This window comes from Nocardioides secundeburneus (assembly GCF_039939255.1).
Classification (GTDB): Bacteria; Actinomycetota; Actinomycetes; order Propionibacteriales; family Nocardioidaceae; genus Nocardioides.
This window is the reverse complement of record NZ_JBDUUE010000006.1, coordinates 163,121-180,559: the sequence shown is the minus strand read 5'-3', so window position 1 is coordinate 180,559 and position 17,439 is coordinate 163,121. Positions and strand designations below refer to the sequence as shown.

Here is a 17,439-nt window from a genome sequence, read left to right as displayed (position 1 = left end):
AAGGTCTCTTTACTTTCGGAGCGCGATCTCGGTGTGCTCCGGCATCGGCCCAACCCCACGCGACGGCGCCGATGACCCGCACGTTCCCGTTGTTGTCGTCCCTCGAAGGGCTTTCTCTGTGTCTTCGCACGCCACCCGGCGACGCGGACTGATCGGCACGCTCGTCGCCGGTCTCGTCGCGTCACCTCTCGCACTCGGCTTCACCGCCGCCCCGGCATCTGCCGCCAGTACGACCGTCGTGATCAACGAGGTCTACGTCAACGGCGGCTCGACCGGCGCAGCCTTCCGCAGCAAGTTCGTCGAGCTGCGCAACCTCACCAGCTCCCCTGTCAACCTGAGCGGCATGTCGGTCCAGTACCGCGCCCCGGGCAGCACCGGGAACTCAACCGGCGTGGCGGCACTGACCGGCACCATCCCGGCCAACGGCTACTACGTCGTGGTCGGCGGCTCGAACAGCCCGAATACCGGCGCTGAGGTGCCGGCTTCGCCCGGGCAGACCTCGACCGGCATCAACCCCGGTGGTGGCGGCGGCACCGTGACCCTGGTGCAGGGCACGTCGGGCGTCGACCCGTCGAGCTCTGCCGCGGTCGTCGACAAGCTCGGCTACGGCAACAGCAACACTCCCGAGGGCACGGCCGCGAGCGGCAACTCGGTGACCCAGAGCCTGGGGCGCTCCGGCGCGAGCACCGACACCGACGCCAACGCCGCCGACTTCAGCGCCCAGGCCCCATCGCCGGGCGCCTCGAACGGCGGGGGCGCCGAGCCCGGCGGCCAGCTCGCCGCGACCAGCCCCGGCAACCAGTCCGGCGTGGTCGGTACGGCGTTCTCACTGCCGCTGGCCGCCACCGGTGGCACGGCTCCGTACACGTGGACCGCGGCCCCGCTGCCGGCCGGCCTGACGCTGACCGGCAACACCATCTCCGGCACGCCGACCACCGCGGGCACCACCGCCGTGACGGCAACCGTCACCGACAGCGCCGCCGCGACGTCGAGCACCACGTTCAACATCGTGGTGACCGCGCCCGGCGCGACCCTGTCGATTGCCGAGATCCAGGGCACCGGCGACATGACGCCGTATGCCGGCCAGCAGGTCACGACCGAGGGCGTCGTCACCGCGGCCTACCCGACCGGTGGCCTGAACGGCTTCTACCTGCAGACCGGCGGTCCTGACACGACGCCCGACGCCTCCGACGGCATCTTCGTCTACGGCGGCACCACCGGCTTCGGCACCTCGACGCCGGCGGTCGGCGCCTCGGTGCGGGTCACCGGCACGGCCAACGAGTTCAACACCGTCACGCAGATCACCGCTACCCCGGCCGGCATCACCGCGCTCGCGACGCCGCTCCCGGACCCGGTGTTCAAGACCACGATCCCCGGCGCTGACTGCCAGCTCGGCTCGTGCCCGAGCACCGCCGAGATCAACGCGGCCCGCGAGAAGGTTGAGAGCGAGGCGTTCCTCCCGACCGCCGACTACACCGTCACCGACGTCTACGACGGCTCGGCCTACACCGGTGGCTCGAACAGCTCGGCCATGTTCGGCGAGATCGGCCTGGCCGCTCACAGCGACCTGCCCCTGTTCACTCCCACCGACGTCGTCGACGCGCTGGACACCGCCGCCATCAACGCCCGGGTGGCCTACAACAACGCCCACCGCATCCTGCTCGACGACGGCTCGACCACGAACTACCAGACCGCTGCCAACACCGGCATGCCGTTCCCGTACTTCACGGCCGACCACACCGTCCGCGTGGGCGCGAACATCGATTTCGTGCAGCCGCAGGTGCTGACCTATTCCTTCAGCGCCTGGCGTCTCCAGCCCCAGGCCCAGGTCACCGGCGTGCCCGCCGGCGTGACCATCGAGCAGGACCGCCCGGCCGCCCCGGCCGAGGTCGGTGGCGACGTCAAGCTCGCCACGTTCAACGTCCTGAACTACTTCCCGACCCTCGGCGCGACCTACACCGGTGGCACCTGCACCCGCTACAACGACCGCCAGGGCAACGGGGTCACCGTCAACACCTGCCCGGGCAACGGCCCGCGCGGTGCCTGGGACGCGGCGAACCTCAAGCGTCAGCAGGACAAGATCGTCGACTCGATCAACAAGCTCGACGCTGACATCGTCACCCTGGAGGAGATCGAGAACTCCCGCGTCGTCACCGGCGCCGGCGGCAATCGCGACGCTGCGGTCTCGACCCTTGTCAACGCCCTCAACGCCGCCGCCGGTGGCACGACGCCGCGGTGGGCCTTCGTCGCCTCGCCGGCGACGCTGCCTCAGGCGTCCGAGGAGGACGTGATCCGCAACGCGATCATCTACGACCCCAGCACCGTCCAGCTCGTCGGCGGGTCGCAGATCCTCGTCGACTCGGCGCCGTTCAGCAACGCGCGCGAGCCGTTCGCCCAGGCCTTCAAGGCCACCGGTGACGCCGACGCCGACGGCTTCGCCGTCATCGTCAACCACTTCAAGTCGAAGGGCTCCGGCACCGACGACGGCACCGGCCAGGGCCTGGCCAACCCCGACCGGGTCAACCAGGCCAACGCCCTCGTGGCCTTCGCCGACACGTTCGCGGACTCGCGCGGGGTCGAGAAGGTCTTCCTGACCGGCGACTTCAACGCCTACTCGTTCGAGGACCCGGTCCAGGCCATCGAGGCCGCCGGCTACACCAACCTCGACGCCACCACCGACCCGAACAAGCGCAGCTACAACTTCGACGGCCAGGTCGGCTCGCTCGACCACGTCTTCGCGAACGAGGCCGCTGCCGACGCCGTGTCGGGTGTCGACGTGTGGACCACCAACGGCTACGAGTCGGTGTACTACGAGTACAGCCGCTACAACTACAACGTCACCGACCTCTACGCCCCCGGTCCGTTCCGCGCCTCCGACCACAACCCGGAGATCGTCGGCATCAACACCGGTGACGCCCCGGCTGCCCCGGTCGACGTGCAGATCCTGGCGACGAACGACTTCCACGGTCGCATCGCCAACGACAGCAGCGGGACGCCGGCCGGCGCCGCGGTGCTGGCGGGTGCGGTCAAGCAGTTCAAGGCTGCCAACCCCGCGACGTCGTTCGTGGCGGCCGGTGACCTGATCGGTGCCTCGACGTTCGAGTCGTTCATCGCCGACGACAAGCCGACCATCGACGTCCTCAACGAGGCCGGTCTCGACGTCTCGGCCGTGGGCAACCACGAGTTCGACAAGGGCTACGACGACCTGACCGACCGGGTAATGGCTCCGTACGACGCTCAGACCAACCCCAACGGCGGCGCCGAGTGGCAGTACCTAGGCGCGAACGTGAAGTTCAAGGGCACCAACAACCCGGCGCTCGAGGGCTCGTGGATCAAGGACCAGGGCGGCATCCAGGTCGGCTACGTGGGTGCGGTGACCGAGCACCTCGACGAGCTGGTCGCTCCGGCGGGCATCGCGGACATCGAGGCCACCGACATCGTCGCAGCCACCAACGCGGCGGCCGACGAGCTCAAGGCCGAGGGCGCCGACGTCGTCGTGCTCCTCGTCCACGAGGGCGCGGCGTCGGCCGACTGCGCGACCATCACGGCTGACACGACGTCCGACTTCGGCAAGATCACCGCGGGCGTGAACACGAACGTCGACGCGATCGTGTCGGGTCACACGCACCTGTCCTACAACTGCTCGCTGCCGGTCACGACGTGGGCTGACCGCCCCGTCAAGGAGCGCCCGGTGGTCTCGGCCGGCCAGTACGGCTCGAACCTCAACAAGATCAACTTCTCCGTCGACCCGGCCACCGGCACCGTTCAGGCCAAGACGCAGGCGCTCCTGCCGCTGAAGACGGGCCAGACGGCGAACTACCCGGTCGACCAGCCGACGAAGGCGATCGTCGATGCAGCAGTCGCTCGGGCCGAGGTGCTCGGTGCCGAGGTCGTGGGTCAGATCGGCGGCGCCTTCAACCGCGCGAAGCTGGCCGACGGCACCACCGAGAACCGCGGTGGCGAGTCGACCCTGAGCAACCTCGTGGCCGAGATCCAGAAGACCCAGACCGAGTCCGCGACGACGGGTAGCGCGCAGATCGCGTTCATGAACCCGGGCGGGCTGCGGGCCGACCTCGTCGGCAACGGCACGGACGCCTCGCGCGACGTGACCTTCAAGCAGGCCGCGAACGTCCAGCCGTTCGCCAACACGCTGGTCAACATGGACCTCACGGGTGCGAAGATCAAGGAGGCCCTCGAGCAGCAGTGGCAGCCGACCGGCGCCTCGCGGCCGTTCCTCAAGCTCGGCATCAGCAAGGGGTTCAGCTACACCTACGACCCGAGCGCTGCGGCCGGCTCGCGCATCACCGGCATGTACCTCGACGGCGAGCCGGTCTCGCTGACGACGACCTACTCGGTGACGGTGAACTCGTTCCTGGCCAGTGGCGGTGACAACTTCACCGCGCTCAACGGCACGGGGCGCAAGCAGGACACCGGCGTGACCGACCTGCAGGCACAGGTCGACTACTTCGACGCCCAGCAGGGCGCCGTCCCGGTCGACTACAGCCAGCGCGCCGTCGGCGTGACCTTCCCGGCCGACGCACCGGAGACCTACCCGGCCGGCTCGTCGGTGACCTTCGACCTGTCGTCGCTGTCGATGACCGGCCCGGGCGACACCACCGACTCCGCGGTCACGGTCAGCATCGATGGCACCGACCTGCCGGGCAGCTTCCCGGTCACCACCACGAAGCAGACCGCGCTGCCGGGCTTCGACGAGGTCGGAACCGCCGCCGTCACGGTCACCCTGCCGGCGACCCTGCCGGGCGGCGCGCACGAGCTTCTGGTCAAGGGCGCCACCACCGGCACCGAGGTCCAGGTGCCGATCACGGTGACGGCTGCACCGGTGGTCGAGACCACGGTCACCGGCACTGCCGCCGACGTCGTGTACGGCCAGGCCGGCTCGGTCGAGGTCACGGTGACGCCGGCCAGCGGTGACGCCGCGCCCACCGGCACGGTCACGCTGAGCGACGGTGACACCACCCTCGGCACGGGCACGCTGACCGACGGCAAGGCCACCATCGCCATCCCGGCGCGGGCCCTGGCCGTCGGCGACCACGAGCTGAAGATCGCCTACGCCGGCGACACCGGCTTCGCGGCCAGCGAGGGCACGGTCGACGTCACCGTGGTGAAGGCGGCGACGCGCATCGCGACGTCGATCGTCCCGGCGGTCGTCGAGGTCGGCAAGGGCACGACGCGCATCGTCGTGGCCGTCCGCGCGGACGGCTACCAGCCGTCCGGGACCGTCCAGATCCGCTACGGCTCGGTCGTCATCGGTGCCGGCACGATCAACGCGGCGGGCAACGCCGTCGTCAACCTCGGCCCGTACCCGACGGTCGGCACGTTCCCCCTGGTGGCTGTCTACCTGGGTGACGAGTCGGCGAAGGCTGCGGCCGCCGGCCTGTCGGTACGCGTCACCAAGCAGGCGCCGGTCGTCCGAGTCACCGCACCCAAGACGGTGAAGAAGAACGCCCGTCCCACGGTGCGCGTCGCGGTCTCGGCGACCAACGTGCCCGTGGCCGGCCCGGTGCGGTTCCAGTTCAACGGTCGCACCGTGACGCGCAACGTCGCCGCCAACGGCACGGCGCAGTTCCAGCTGCCCAAGCTGGGCAAGAACACCACCGTGCGTGTGACTTACCTGGGCAACGCCAAGGTGCAGGCCGCCGTCCGGACGGTCACCATCAAGGTGAAGCGGTAGCACCGTGTGACGGTGCAACCGACCACGGCGGCTTGACCGCACAGTGACGGCCCGTCGGCCCGGTCTCAGGACCGGGTCGGCGGGCCGTCCGTCGTTCCCCGGCGGCAGCCGTTCCCGTGGTTGGATCGACTACGTGGCCAATCCGGACGCCGACCTCCCGCAGCGGGTGCAACAGTCGCTCCGGGAAGCCTCCAGCACCCTCGCGACCGCAGAGTCACTCACCGGTGGACGGCTGGCCGCGGCGATCACCGCCGTCCCCGGGGCGTCGGAGGTCTTCATGGGTGGCGTCGTCGCCTACGCGAGCGAGGTCAAGGTCCGTCTCCTCGGAGTACCGCCCGAGGTGGTGGCCGAGCACGGCGTGGTGTCGGCGGCGTGCGCGGCCGCCATGGCCCGCGGCGTGCGCCTGCTGACCGGCGCGACCTACGGCGTCGCCACCACCGGGGTGGCCGGTCCGAGCGAGCAGGAGGGCAAGCCGGTCGGCACCGTGTTCGTCGCCGTCGACGGGCCTCACGGCGGACCCACCCTGGCGCTCGAGCTCTCCGGACGACGCGAGCAGATCGTCGCGAGCACGTGCACCGAGGCACTGGCCGCACTCGCGTCGGTGATCACCCCCGCGGAAGAAACAGGACTCCGGTAGCGTTGCGCCCACACCTGTCACACCTGTCCACCCGACGCCAGGAGATCGCGATGGTGCTGTTCCGACGCCTGCTCGGCGACGTGCTCCGAGACCGACGCGTGCAGCGCGGCCTCACGCTCCGCGAGGTGTCGGCGGAGGCCCGGGTGAGCCTGGGCTACATCTCCGAGATCGAGCGCGGTCAGAAGGAAGCCTCCTCCGAGCTCCTCGCCTCGCTCTGCGGTGCCCTCGACGCGCCGTTGTCCGAGGTGCTCCGCGAGGTCTCCGACGCGGTGGCGCTCGAGGAGGCCGCGCTCGCGCTCACGACGCCCATCGCGGTGCGACCCACGGCGTCCGAGGTCGCGCCGGCTGCCTGACGGCCCTACCTCGGCTGGCAGGTCGGGCACCAGTACGTCGCCCGCTCCCGCTCGGCCGGACCTCGCATTGCGACCCGGACCGGGGTGCCGCAGCGCCGGCACGGCGATCGGTCGCGCCGGTAGACCCACATCCGCTCACGCTCGCGCAGGTTGCCGGTGGTCGACTGCACCGCACGCTCCTTGTTGAGCTCGAGCATCTGCTTCGCCCGGCGGAGCAGCCGCCGCAGGCCCGTGGCCTCACCCACCGGTGCCAGCGGGTGCAGGCCGGAGACGAAGGCGAGCTCGGCGGCGTACATGTTGCCGATGCCCGCCAGGTTGCGCTGGTCGAGCAGCGCCTCGACGAGTGGTCGACCGGGGTCGGCGAGCAGGCGCTCGAGGGCGGCGTCCTCGTCCCAGTCAGGCCCGAGCAGGTCGGGGCCGAGGTGCCCGACGACCGACTCCTCGTCGGCGGTCGGCAGCAGCTCGACGATGCCGAGCGAGAAGCCGACGGCCTGGTGGTCGGCCGTGGTCAGCACGACGCGGGCACGGTGGGCCCCTCGGGGCCAGCGGTCGTGACGACCGAGCACCCGCCAGGCCCCCTCCATCTTGAGGTGGGTGTGCAGGGTGAAGGCGCCGGTCTCGTGGTCGATGCGGGTGAGCAGGTGCTTGCCTCGTGAGACCGTGCGGACGACGGTGCCACCGGCCAGGTCGGTGGTGGCGTGCTGCGGCACCCGGAAGTCGGTGGCGACCAGCTCGTGCCCGCTCAGGTACCGATCGAGCAGCCGGGCCGCCCGGAAGACGGTGTCACCCTCGGGCACGTAGCCTCAGCCCCTGCGGGGTGGCGACGAAGCCTGCGGCACCGAGCGCCTCGCGCAGCGGCGTGGTGCCGCCTCCGAGGATCGCGGCGCCGTCGGCCTTCTCGACGGTGAGGCGGCCGAGCGCACCCCGGCGGGCGGTCTCGGCGAGCGCCTCGGCGGCGGGGTGCAGGACGTCGGGCTCGTCGGTCCAGGTGAGCAGCGTGCGGCCGCCGCGCTCGACGTAGAGCGCGAGGGCGCCGTCGACGAGCACGACGACCGCGCCGGCCTTACGGCCGGGCCGATGACCACCACCGGAGTCGGGCCAGGGCAGCGCCGCGCCGAACGGGTTGGCCGGATCGGTGGCCGCGAGCGCCTGCGCGGTCGGCTTCGTGTCGACCGGGACCTCGCTGAAGGTGCGCAACCGGTCGATCGAGCCGGCGGTGCCGAACTGGGCCGCACCGAGTCCGTCGACGAAGTAGCCGCGACGGCACCGCCCGGAGTCCTCGAAGGCAGAGAGCACCTTGTAGACCGCGGCGAACCCGCCGGGCGGGCGCTCGCTCACCACGGCGCCGCGGATGACGACGCCGTGGCGCTCGAGCATGCGCTCACCGGTGGCGTGCGCGCGGCGGGTGGGGTCGGTGTCGACGGTCGGTAGTGCCGACCAGCGCCCGGCCGTCTCGGGCGGGCCGGTGCGGGCCACGCGCCCGGGACGGGGGGCCGGACGACGCGAGCGGTGCGTGGTGCGGCCACCGCCGACGAGGGCACGCAGGGGAGCGAGGGTGTCGTTGCCGACGCGGCCGGCCCAGACCAGCTCCCACAGGGCCGCGCTGATCGTCTTGTCCTGCAGGGATGCCTTGCCGACGGTGTCGCGGACCCGCTGTGCGAGCTGGTGGAAGAACCAGGCGCCGCCGCCGTCGAGCGCGGCGAGCACGGCCTCCTGCAGCTCGCCCGGCTCGAAGGGTGCCGGCGGGGGGAGCGTCAGGTGAGCCTGGTCGGCGAGGTGGAGCGAGACCCAGCCGTCATTGCCGGGCAGCGCCGAGTGACCGGCCCACAGCACCTCACCGGACGTCGTGAGCTCGTCGAGGTAGGACGGCTCGTAGTCGCGCACGCGCGCCGCCAGGATCAACGACTCGAGCCCCGAGGCCGGCACCGGTGCCCCGGCCAGCTGCTCGACGGCGGTGACGAGGCCGTCGACCCCACGCAGGCCCTTGCCCGTGACGTGCTGCCACGCCCCGAGGAAGCGCCCGAGCGCGGCCGGCTCGACCGGCTCGACCTCCTGGCGGAGCCGGGCGAGCGATCGCCGGCGGAGGCGGCGCAGCACCTCGGCGTCGCACCACTCCGAGCCCGAGCCCGCGGGTCGGAACTCACCGTCGAGCACGCGCCCGTCGGCGGCGAGACGCTGCAGCGTGTGCCGGACGACGGCCGCACCGAGCCCGAGGCGCTCGGCGACGTCGTCGGTGGTGAAGGGGCCGTGGGTGCGCGCGAACCGCGCGACGAGGTCGGCGAGCGGGTCGTCGACCGGCTCGGCGAACACGTCGGGGGTGCCCGGCGGCACCGGGACACCGAGGCCGTCGCGCAGTCGGCCGACGTCTTCGACGACGGCCCAGCGCTCGACCCCGGCCATGCGCACCTGGACGACGCGACGGGCGGCGGAGAGGGCCTCGAGCCAGTGGTCGACGTCGGCGCCGTCGACGGCCCGCTCGCGCACCTCGGCCGTGGACTGCGGGCCGAGGAGACGGAGCAGGTCGACCGCGCCCTCGGCGTCGCGGGCCCGTCGGTCGGGTGCGAGATGTTGGAGCTCGGCCTCGACCTCGACGAGCACGTCGGGGTCGAGCAGCTCGCGCAGCTCGGCGCGCCCGAGCAGCTCGGCCAGCAGGCCCTGGTCGAGCGAGAGCGCGGCGGCGCGCCGCTCGGCGATGGGGGAGTCGCCCTCGTAGACGAACTGGGCCACGTAGCCGAACAGCAGGCTGCGTGCGTAGGGCGAGGGAGTCTGGGTGGCGACGTCGGTGACCGCGACCTCGCGCCGGTCGACCGCGCGCATGAGCGTCAGCAGCGCCGGCAGGTCGTAGACGTCTTGGAGGACCTCGCGCACGGCCTCGAGCACGATGGGGAACGAGGGGTACTTCGACGCGACCTCGAGCAGGGCCGCGGCTCGCTGGCGCTGCTGCCACAGCGGCGAGCGGCGTCCGGGGTCGCGGCGCGGGAGCAGCAGGGCGCGGGCCGCGCACTCGCGGAAGCGCGAGGCGAACAGGGCCGAGCCGCCGACCTCCTGGGTGACCAGCTGCTCGACCTCGTCGGCCTCGAACACGATCAGCTCGCCGGTGGGCGGCTCGGCGTCGGTGTCGGGGATGCGGATGACGATGCCGTCGTCGGAGGCCAGCGCCTGGCCGTCGACGCCGTAGCGCTCGCGCAGCCGGGCGTTGATGGCCAGCGCCCACGGCGCGTGCACCGGCACCCCGAACGGCGAGTGGACGACGAGCCGCCAGTCGCCGAGCTCGTCGCGGAACCGCTCGACGAGCAGCGTGGTGTCGCTCGGCAGCACCCGCGTGGCCTCGACCTGCTCGTGCAGGTAGCCGACGAGGTTGCCGGCCGCCCAGGTGTCGAGCCCGTCGTCGCGGGCGCGCTGCTCGGCCTTCGCGCGGGGCAGCGCGGCGAGCTCGCGGGTGTACTCGCCGATGGCCGCGCCGAGCTCGGCCGGGCGCCCGAGCGTGTCGCCCTTCCAGAACGGCAGACGCCCGGGGATGCCCGGCGCCGGCGTGACGATGACGCGGTCGTGGGTGATGTCCTCGATGCGCCAGCTGGTGGCGCCGAGGGCGAAGATGTCGCCGACGCGCGACTCGTAGACCATCTCCTCGTCGAGCTCGCCGACCCGCTTGCCCGGGCCCTCGCCGCCGGCGAGGAAGACGCCGAACAACCCGCGGTCGGGGATCGTGCCGCCGCTGGTGACCGCGAGCCGCTGCGCGCCGGGACGCCCGGTGAGCGTGCCGGTGACGCGGTCCCAGACGATGCGGGGGCGCAGCTCGGCGAACTCGTCGCTGGGGTAGCGCCCGGCGAGCAGGTCGAGCGTGGCGTCGAAGGCCGAGCGCGGCAGCTGGGCGAAGGGCGCGGCGCGCCGGACGAGCGCGTAGAGCTCGTCGACGTCGACGGGGTCGAGCGCGCAGGATGCGACGACCTGCTGGGCGAGCACGTCGAGCGGGTTGGCGGGGATGCGCAGGGCCTCGATGCCGCCGGTGCGCATGCGCTGGACGGCGACCGCGGTCTGCGCGAGGTCGCCGCGGTGCTTGGGGTAGAGCACGCCGCGCGAGGTCTCGCCGACCTGGTGCCCGGCCCGGCCGACGCGCTGCAGCGCGCTCGCCACCGACGGCGGCGACTCGATCTGGACGACGAGGTCGACCGCGCCCATGTCGATGCCGAGCTCGAGGCTGCTGGTCGCCACCACCGCGGGCAGGCGCCCGCGCTTGAGGTCGTCTTCGATGAGGGCCCGCTGCTCCTTGCTCACCGAGCCGTGGTGCGCCTTGGCGATGACCGTCTCGGCGCCCTTGCTCGCCCCGCTCTGCGCCATCACCTCGGCGGGCGGGCCGTCGCCCTCGGGCAGGGCGGCCTCGGCCCGCGTGGTCGCGATCTCGTTGAGCCGGGCCGTGAGCCGCTCGGCGAGCCGACGGGAGTTGGCGAACACGATGGTCGAGGTGTGCCGCTCGATGAGGTCGACCACGGACTCCTCGACGTGCGGCCAGATGCTGCCGGTGCGGCCGTCGTCGGCGGCGTCGTCGGCATCGACGTCGACGGCGCCGTCGGGCGCCGTCATGTCCTCGACCGGCACGACGACCTCGAGGTCCCAGCTCTTCGACGCCGGTGGGGCGACGATGTCGACCGGTGCGGCGCCGCCGAGGAAGCGCGCCACCTCGTCGAGCGGCCGCACGGTCGCGGAGAGCCCCACGCGCTGCACCGGTCGCTCGAGCAGCGCGTCGAGGCGTTCGAGGCTGAGGGCGAGGTGGGCGCCGCGCTTGGAGCCGGCGACGGCGTGCACCTCGTCGACGATGACCGTGTCGACGGAGCGCAGGGAGTCGCGCGCCTGGCTGGTGAGCATCAGGAACAGCGACTCGGGGGTGGTGATGAGGATGTCGGGCGGCGCGGTGCTCAGCTTGCGCCGGTCGGCCGCGGCGGTGTCGCCCGACCGGACGCCGACCGTCACCTCGGGCACCGTGACCCCCAGCCGGTCGGCCGTGTGCCGGATGCCGGTGAGCGGGGCACGCAGGTTGCGCTCGACGTCGACGCCGAGCGCCTTGAGCGGGCTGATGTAGAGCACGCGCGTGCGCTGCTTCTTCTCCGGCTGCTCGGTGGCCGACAGCAGCCGGTCGATCGACCACAGGAACGCGCTGAGCGTCTTGCCCGACCCCGTGGGCGCCACGACCAGCGCGTTGCGGCCCGCGCCGATCGCCGCCCACGCCCCGGCCTGCGCCGGCGTGGGCGCAGCGAACGCCGCGCGGAACCAGGTGCGCGTGGGCTCGCTGAACGTCGCCAGCGGGTCGGGGGTGGAGGACTTCTCGGGCACCTCGTCAGTCTTGCCTACGCCACCGACAGTCCTGCTCGCCCGAACGGAGTGCGACCGGCGCGGGGGTCAGTCGCCGGCGGCCCGCAGCATCGGCGGCTGGATGGCGGTCGCGGCGCCGCGGCGGTAGAGCAGGGCCGGGCGGCCCGTGCTCCCCTCGGCGGAGCCGTGGGTGTCGGTCGGGACGACGAACCCGTCGGTGCCGAGCACCTTGCGGCGGAAGTTGCCCAGGTCGGGCGCGCTGCCCCACACGGCGGCGTAGACGCGCCGCAGCTCGGGCAGCGTGAACGGCTCGGTGACGAAGTCGAGCGCGAGCGTCGTGTACTCGAGCTTGGCCCGCACCCGCTCGAGCGCGTCGGTGACGATCTCGCGGTGGTCGAAGGCGAGGCCGGGTGCGTCGGGCCCGGAGCCCAGGACGTCGTCGACGACCCACCAGCGCGCGCCCGCGGCGTCGGAGCCGGCCGACGGCTCGGGAAGGTCGGGGGCGAAGGCGACGTGGGCGACCGAGACGACGCGCATCCGTGGGTCACGGTCGGGGGCCGAGTAGGTGCGCAGCTGCTCGAGGTGACCCTCGAACCGCTCGACGCCGGTCTCCTCGACCAGCTCGCGCCAGGCGGCGGTCTCGGCGTCCTCGGCCGGCTCGACGAAGCCGCCGGGCAGCGCCCACGAGCCGGCGAACGGCTCGGCGCCGCGCTCGACGAGCAGCAGGCACAGGGCGCCGTCGCGGATCGTGAAGACGGCGAGGTCGACGGTGACCGCGAACGGCGGGTGCTCGGAGGTGTAGGTCATACCGTCACCCCGGCCTCGGTCATCTCGGCCAGCGCGGCGGCCGACGACGCGGCCGCGACCCCGGCGTGCATGCCGTCGAGCAGGGTGACCTCGAAGCCGGCCCGGCGGGCGTCGAGCACGGTGGCTCGCACGCAGTAGTCGGTGGCGATGCCGGTGACGTCGAGCTCGCTCACGCCGAGGTCCTTGAGCAGGCTCTCGAGGGTGGCGCCGTCGTCGGTGACGCCCTCGAACGCGCTGTAGGCGGCGACGCCCATGCCCTTGCGCACGTGGTGGGTGACGGCCGAGGTGTCGAGCTCGGGGGCGTAGTCGCTGCCCTCGGTGGTCGAGACGCAGTGCACGGGCCAGGTGGAGACGAAGTCGGGGTCGGCGCCCGGCTCGGCGAAGTGCCCGTCGTTGGTGCCGTGGGCGTCGTGCCAGTCGCGTGAGGCGACGACGGCGGTGTAGTCGCCGGCGTGCGCGGCCAGGTGGGCGGTGATGCGGGTGGCGACGTCGCGCCCGCCGGTGACGGCGAGCGAGCCGCCCTCCACGAAGTCGTTCTGGACGTCGACGATGACGAGGGCCTTGCTCATCGGGCTGCTCCTTCGGTTGCGGGAACGGGTTCGACCTTGAGGTGGGCGGCACCGCCGGTGATCGCCTGGGCCGACTGCGGGAGGGTGGCGAGGGCCGCGGCGCAGTGGTCGCGCACCTGGTCGAGGGTGGGGGAGTGCACGACCTCGCCGGCTCGGACGACGGCGACCTGCATCGGTGTGCCGGAGACCGTGGCGTCGTCGTCGGTGGTGAACCACTCCCGGACGACGAGGCCGTCGGCGTCGTGCTCGCGGAAGGCCCGTTTGCGACCTCCGACGGACACCTTGTCGTGTGATTTCTTGGCGACCGGACGCAGGGGGCCGTCGACGGAGTCGGCGACCGCGACCAGCTTGTAGACCATCTGGGCCGTGGGGTGGCCCGAGCCGGTGGCGACGCGGGTGCCGACGCCGTAGCCGTCGATGGGGGCGTCGGCCAGGGCGGCGATGACGTACTCGTCGAGGTCGCTGGTGACGATGATCCGGGTCGACGTCGCGCCGAGCTCGTCGAGCAGCGCCCGGGCGGCGGCCGACTCGTCGGCGAGGTCGCCGGAGTCGATGCGGATCGCGCCGAGCCCGGGGCCGGCGACCTCGACCGCCGTCCGGATGCCCTGCGCGGTGTCGTAGGTGTCGACCAGCAGCGTCGTGCCGACGCCCTGCGCCTCGACCTGGCTGCGGAACGCCTCGGCCTCGCTGGTGTGCGCGAGCGTGAAGGCGTGCGCCGCCGTGCCGACGGTGGGGACGCCGTGCACCAGGCCGGAGGCGAGGTTGCTGCTCGATGCGAAGCCGGCGACGTAGGCCGCCCGGGCCACGGCGACCGCGGCCTGCTCGTGGGTACGACGGCTGCCCATCTCGACCAGCGGGCGGCCCCGGGCGGCGAGCGTCATCCGGGCGGCGGCCGAGGCGATCGCGCTGTCGTGGTTGAGGACGCTGAGGATCAGCGTCTCGAGCATCACGCACTCGCCGAGCGTGCCGCGCACGGTGAGCACCGGGCTGCCGGGGAAGTAGAGCTCGCCCTCGGGGTAGGCGTCGACGTCGCCGGTGAACCGGAAGTCGCGCAGGTAGTCGGCGGTGGCCTCGTTGACGACGCCCTCGGCGAGCAGCCAGTCGACCTCGTCGGCGTCGAAGCGGAACGCCTCGATCATCGGCAGCAGACGGCCGAGCCCGGCGAGGACGCCGTAGCGACGGCCCTCGGGCAGACGGCGGGCGAACGCCTCGAACACGGCGGGGTGGTGGACGCTGCCGTCGGTGACGAACGAGGTGAGCATGGTCAGCTCGTAGCGGTCGGTCAGCAGGCTGGGTGACACGGTGTGCGTGGCCATCGGGCCCTCCTGATTTGTAGTCAGTCTGACTATAACCAGGTCGGCACCAGGATCAAACCCCTCGGGCGAGGCTTTCGGCGACGAGTCGCGGTGAGCAAGCGCCCACGGTGCCGGCACGGCCTAGGCTCGACGTCGTGGAGGAGCTCCGCGAGGCCGTGCGCACCGCCGGGTGGGACGCCGTCCTGGCCGAGGTCTCCGCGGCCCACGGCTGGGGCGTCCCGGGCGACGACCCCGTCCTCGAGCCGTGGCGCGACCCGGCGGCCGCGTCCCGTCTCGGCGACGTGCACGAGTCGCTGCTCGCCGACCGGGTCGGCAGCGGCTCGTTCTACACGCCCGCGCCGCTCGTCGAGTGGGTGCTCGACCGGGTGCTGGCCGACGCCGGCACCGGAACGACGGTGCTGGACCCGGCCTGCGGCACGGGCAACTTCCTGCTGGCCGTCGTCCGGCGTCTGGGGCCCGACGCCGCCGCGCGCGTGCACGGCACCGATCTCGACCCGGTCGCCGTGGCTATCTCGCGCCTCCTGCTGCGCATCGAGGCACCCGGCGTCGACCCCGCCGTGCTGAGGGCGAACGTCCGGGTCGCCGACGGGCTGGGCGACCACCCCGGCGCGCCGTACGACGCCGTCGTCGGCAACCCGCCCTTCGGTGGTCGCCTGCGGCCCCGCGGCCCGGTCGCCGCCCGGGCTCCTGGCGCCTACACCGACACCAGCGCGGTCTTCTTCCAGCGCGCGCTCGACCTCGTGCGACCCGGCGGGAGCGTCGCCATGGTGCAGCCCCTGTCACTGCTGGCCGCCCGCGACGCCGGACCCGTGCGCGACGCCGTGCGCGCGAGCGGTGCCGTCGTCGACTTCTGGTCGTCGCGGACGCCGGTGTTCACCGGCACGGCCGTGCTCACCTGCGTGCCCGTCGTGAGGATCGGCGTGCCGTCCGACGAGGGGCTCCCGCTGCCGCACGACGAGTGGGGCACGCTGCACGCGCCGGCGCTGGGTGTGCCGTCGGTCGCGCCTCGTGCCGACGGCGTGCTCGGTGACCTCGGGCCGTGCACGGCCGACTTCCGCGACCAGTACTACGGACTCGTACCACACGTAAGAGAGGGCGGACCGGGTGCGCCGCTCGTGACCTCCGGGTTGATCGACCCTGCCCGGTGCCGGTGGGGCGAGACGCCGACCCGGTTCGTCAAGCAGGCCTGGCGTTCGCCGACCGTCGACCTCCAGTCGTTGCGTGCCGAGGGCACGCTTGCGGCGTGGGCCGACGCCCGACTCGTGCCGAAGGTGCTCGTCGCGCCACAGGGCCGCGTGCTCGAGGCCGTCGTCGACGTCGACGGCCGCTGGTTGCCGTCGGTGCCGGTCGTCACCGTCGTCCCGCCGCCCGAGCTGCTGTGGCACGTCCTCGCCGTCCTGCTGGCGCCACCCGTCGTCGCCCTCGCGGCTGCCCGCTACGCCGGCACGGCGCTCGCGGCGACCGCGATCAAGCTGAGCGCCCGGCAGGTCGCCGCCCTGCCGCTGCCCGCCGACCACGGTGCCTGGGACGACGCCGCCCACCTCGCGCGGGTCGCGCAGGCCGTCCCCGACGACGAGCAGCCCGAGGCGCTCCGGGCCGTCGCCGAGCGGATGTGCGAGGCCTACGACGACCGCGCCGCGCTCGGCTGGTGGGAAACCCAGGTGCGGTCGCGCCGCCCTTCGCCGAGAGTTCTCACCGGCGACATCTCGTCGTCATCCGCGTCGACATCGCGGCGGAGAGATTAGGATCTGTCCAGGAAGGAGCAGTCCATGACCACACTGACGGGTTCTGTGCTGCTCTTCAACGCGTCCTTCGAACCGCTCGGCCGGGTCAGCTTCAAGCACGCGGTCAAGATGCTGGTGCGCGAGGTCGCCGTCGTCCACGAAGCCCACGGCGAGCGGATGATCGGCCCGTACCAGTGGCCGCGGGCCCTGCGGCTGGTGCGCTACGTGGCCACCAAGTGGCTCTACCGTCCGGCCGGCTACACGCGGCAGGGCGTGCTGGCGCGCGATCGCCACCGGTGTGCGTTCTGCGGCGGCTGGGCCAACACCATCGACCACCTCCTGCCGCGCTCGCGCGGCGGCGCGTGGACATGGGTCAACACCGTCGCCGCCTGCGGGCCGTGCAACGAGCGCAAGGGCAACCGCACGCCGTCCGAGGCCGGCATGCGCCTGCGGGTCGAGCCGTGGCACCCCACGCGGGCGCAGGTCGCGGCCTGGGGCTGAGGCGCTCCGGTCACCGCGGTGCCAGCACCTCGCGCAGGGGTGCCGGCACCGCGTCGGGGGCGACGGCGGCGGCGAGCAGCCCGGCGTAGGTCCGCTTGTGACCGCTGCGGGCGCCGAGCCAGCGGTGCAGGCGCTGGTGGTCGGAGCGGTCTCGTTGCGCGGGCTGCTGCGCCATGCGCTCGTACGACGTCCGCTCATCCTGCGCATCGACGACGGCGAGCATGCCTGCGACGCCGACGGCGCGGATCATCTCGTCCTCGAGGTCGGCGCGGCACACCGACGTCGTCACCGAAACGGCGGTCTGCTCGAGCACCCGGGCGACGTAGGCCGACTCGCCGGCGTCGTGCAGCAGCCGGACGTCGGCACCGGGCGGCACCCGGCGCAGGTGCGCACGCAGGTTGGTGATGCCGTGCATGACGACGATCGTCGGCTCGGGGACGGCGAGGCGCGGGGCGAGCGTCGCGAGGGCGCGCTGGTCGCTCTCGCCCTCGACGAGCACCACGGGCACCACGGGGTCGGCCACGAGCCGGACC

At 72.9% G+C, this 17,439-nt stretch carries 11 protein-coding genes; 5 read left to right on the top strand and 6 right to left on the bottom strand.

Features of this window, described 5'->3' with window-relative positions; translation table 11 throughout:
- The first annotated feature begins 31 nt into the window (after positions 1–31).
- The 3 genes from ABFT23_RS17215 (at position 32) to ABFT23_RS17205 (ending at position 6,682) form a co-directional block, all read left to right on the top strand.
- Positions 32–5,692 (top strand): ExeM/NucH family extracellular endonuclease, encoded by a 5,661-nt coding sequence (locus ABFT23_RS17215; protein WP_347897373.1) that lies wholly within the window; start codon positions 32–34, stop codon positions 5,690–5,692.
- A 133-nt stretch (positions 5,693–5,825) separates the two neighbouring features.
- Entirely contained in the window at positions 5,826–6,329 is a 504-nt protein-coding gene (locus ABFT23_RS17210) for a CinA family protein (RefSeq protein WP_347897371.1), read from the top strand.
- Positions 6,330–6,379: 50 nt separating this feature from the next.
- Positions 6,380–6,682 (top strand): helix-turn-helix domain-containing protein, encoded by a 303-nt coding sequence (locus ABFT23_RS17205; protein WP_347897369.1) that lies wholly within the window; start codon positions 6,380–6,382, stop codon positions 6,680–6,682.
- 5 nt (positions 6,683–6,687) lie between these two features.
- Here ABFT23_RS17205 and ABFT23_RS17200 read toward each other — a convergent pair whose 3' ends face one another.
- The 5 genes from ABFT23_RS17200 to ABFT23_RS17180 form a co-directional block, all read right to left on the bottom strand.
- Positions 6,688–7,479 (bottom strand): DNA-formamidopyrimidine glycosylase family protein, encoded by a 792-nt coding sequence (locus ABFT23_RS17200; RefSeq protein ID WP_347897367.1) that lies wholly within the window; start codon positions 7,477–7,479, stop codon positions 6,688–6,690.
- The gene (locus ABFT23_RS17195; RefSeq protein ID WP_347897365.1) at positions 7,466–12,010 is read right to left on the bottom strand and encodes an ATP-dependent helicase; all 4,545 of its coding nucleotides are present in this window, start codon (positions 12,008–12,010) and stop codon (positions 7,466–7,468) included. The genes ABFT23_RS17200 and ABFT23_RS17195 overlap by 14 nt, the downstream gene beginning before the upstream one ends.
- Before the next feature lie 66 nt (positions 12,011–12,076).
- Positions 12,077–12,796, bottom strand: coding sequence for an NUDIX hydrolase (locus tag ABFT23_RS17190; RefSeq protein WP_347897363.1), 720 nt, complete (start codon positions 12,794–12,796; stop codon positions 12,077–12,079).
- Positions 12,793–13,365, bottom strand: coding sequence for an isochorismatase family protein (locus tag ABFT23_RS17185; RefSeq protein ID WP_347897361.1), 573 nt, complete (start codon positions 13,363–13,365; stop codon positions 12,793–12,795). The genes ABFT23_RS17190 and ABFT23_RS17185 overlap by 4 nt, the downstream gene beginning before the upstream one ends.
- Positions 13,362–14,681 (bottom strand): nicotinate phosphoribosyltransferase, encoded by a 1,320-nt coding sequence (locus ABFT23_RS17180; protein ID WP_347897359.1) that lies wholly within the window; start codon positions 14,679–14,681, stop codon positions 13,362–13,364. Before ABFT23_RS17180 ends, ABFT23_RS17185 begins: the two co-directional genes overlap by 4 nt.
- Before the next feature lie 134 nt (positions 14,682–14,815).
- Here ABFT23_RS17180 and ABFT23_RS17175 point away from each other — a divergent pair, with 134 nt between their 5' ends.
- Positions 14,816–16,426: an HsdM family class I SAM-dependent methyltransferase gene (locus ABFT23_RS17175; RefSeq protein WP_347897357.1), complete on the top strand. Its 1,611-nt coding sequence runs from the start codon at positions 14,816–14,818 to the stop codon at positions 16,424–16,426.
- A gap of 24 nt (positions 16,427–16,450) precedes the next feature.
- Positions 16,451–16,906: an HNH endonuclease gene (locus ABFT23_RS17170; protein ID WP_347897356.1), complete on the top strand. Its 456-nt coding sequence runs from the start codon at positions 16,451–16,453 to the stop codon at positions 16,904–16,906.
- A 10-nt stretch (positions 16,907–16,916) separates the two neighbouring features.
- Here the strand turns inward: ABFT23_RS17170 and ABFT23_RS17165 are convergent, their stop codons facing one another.
- Positions 16,917–17,429, bottom strand: a complete 513-nt coding sequence (locus ABFT23_RS17165; protein WP_347897354.1) for a hypothetical protein — start codon at positions 17,427–17,429, stop codon at positions 16,917–16,919.
- Between the last annotated feature and the right edge of the window lie 10 nt (positions 17,430–17,439).

Excerpts from the sequence above, each read along its gene's own strand:
- ABFT23_RS17205 (WP_347897369.1), top strand. The coding sequence starts at position 6,380 with ATGGTGCTGTTCCGACGCCTGCTCGGCGACGTGCTCCGAGACCGACGC.
- ABFT23_RS17190 (WP_347897363.1), bottom strand. The coding sequence starts at position 12,796 with ATGACCTACACCTCCGAGCACCCGCCGTTCGCGGTCACCGTCGACCTC.
- ABFT23_RS17185 (WP_347897361.1), bottom strand. The coding sequence starts at position 13,365 with ATGAGCAAGGCCCTCGTCATCGTCGACGTCCAGAACGACTTCGTGGAG.
- ABFT23_RS17180 (WP_347897359.1), bottom strand. The coding sequence starts at position 14,681 with ATGGCCACGCACACCGTGTCACCCAGCCTGCTGACCGACCGCTACGAG.
- ABFT23_RS17170 (WP_347897356.1), top strand. The coding sequence starts at position 16,451 with ATGACCACACTGACGGGTTCTGTGCTGCTCTTCAACGCGTCCTTCGAA.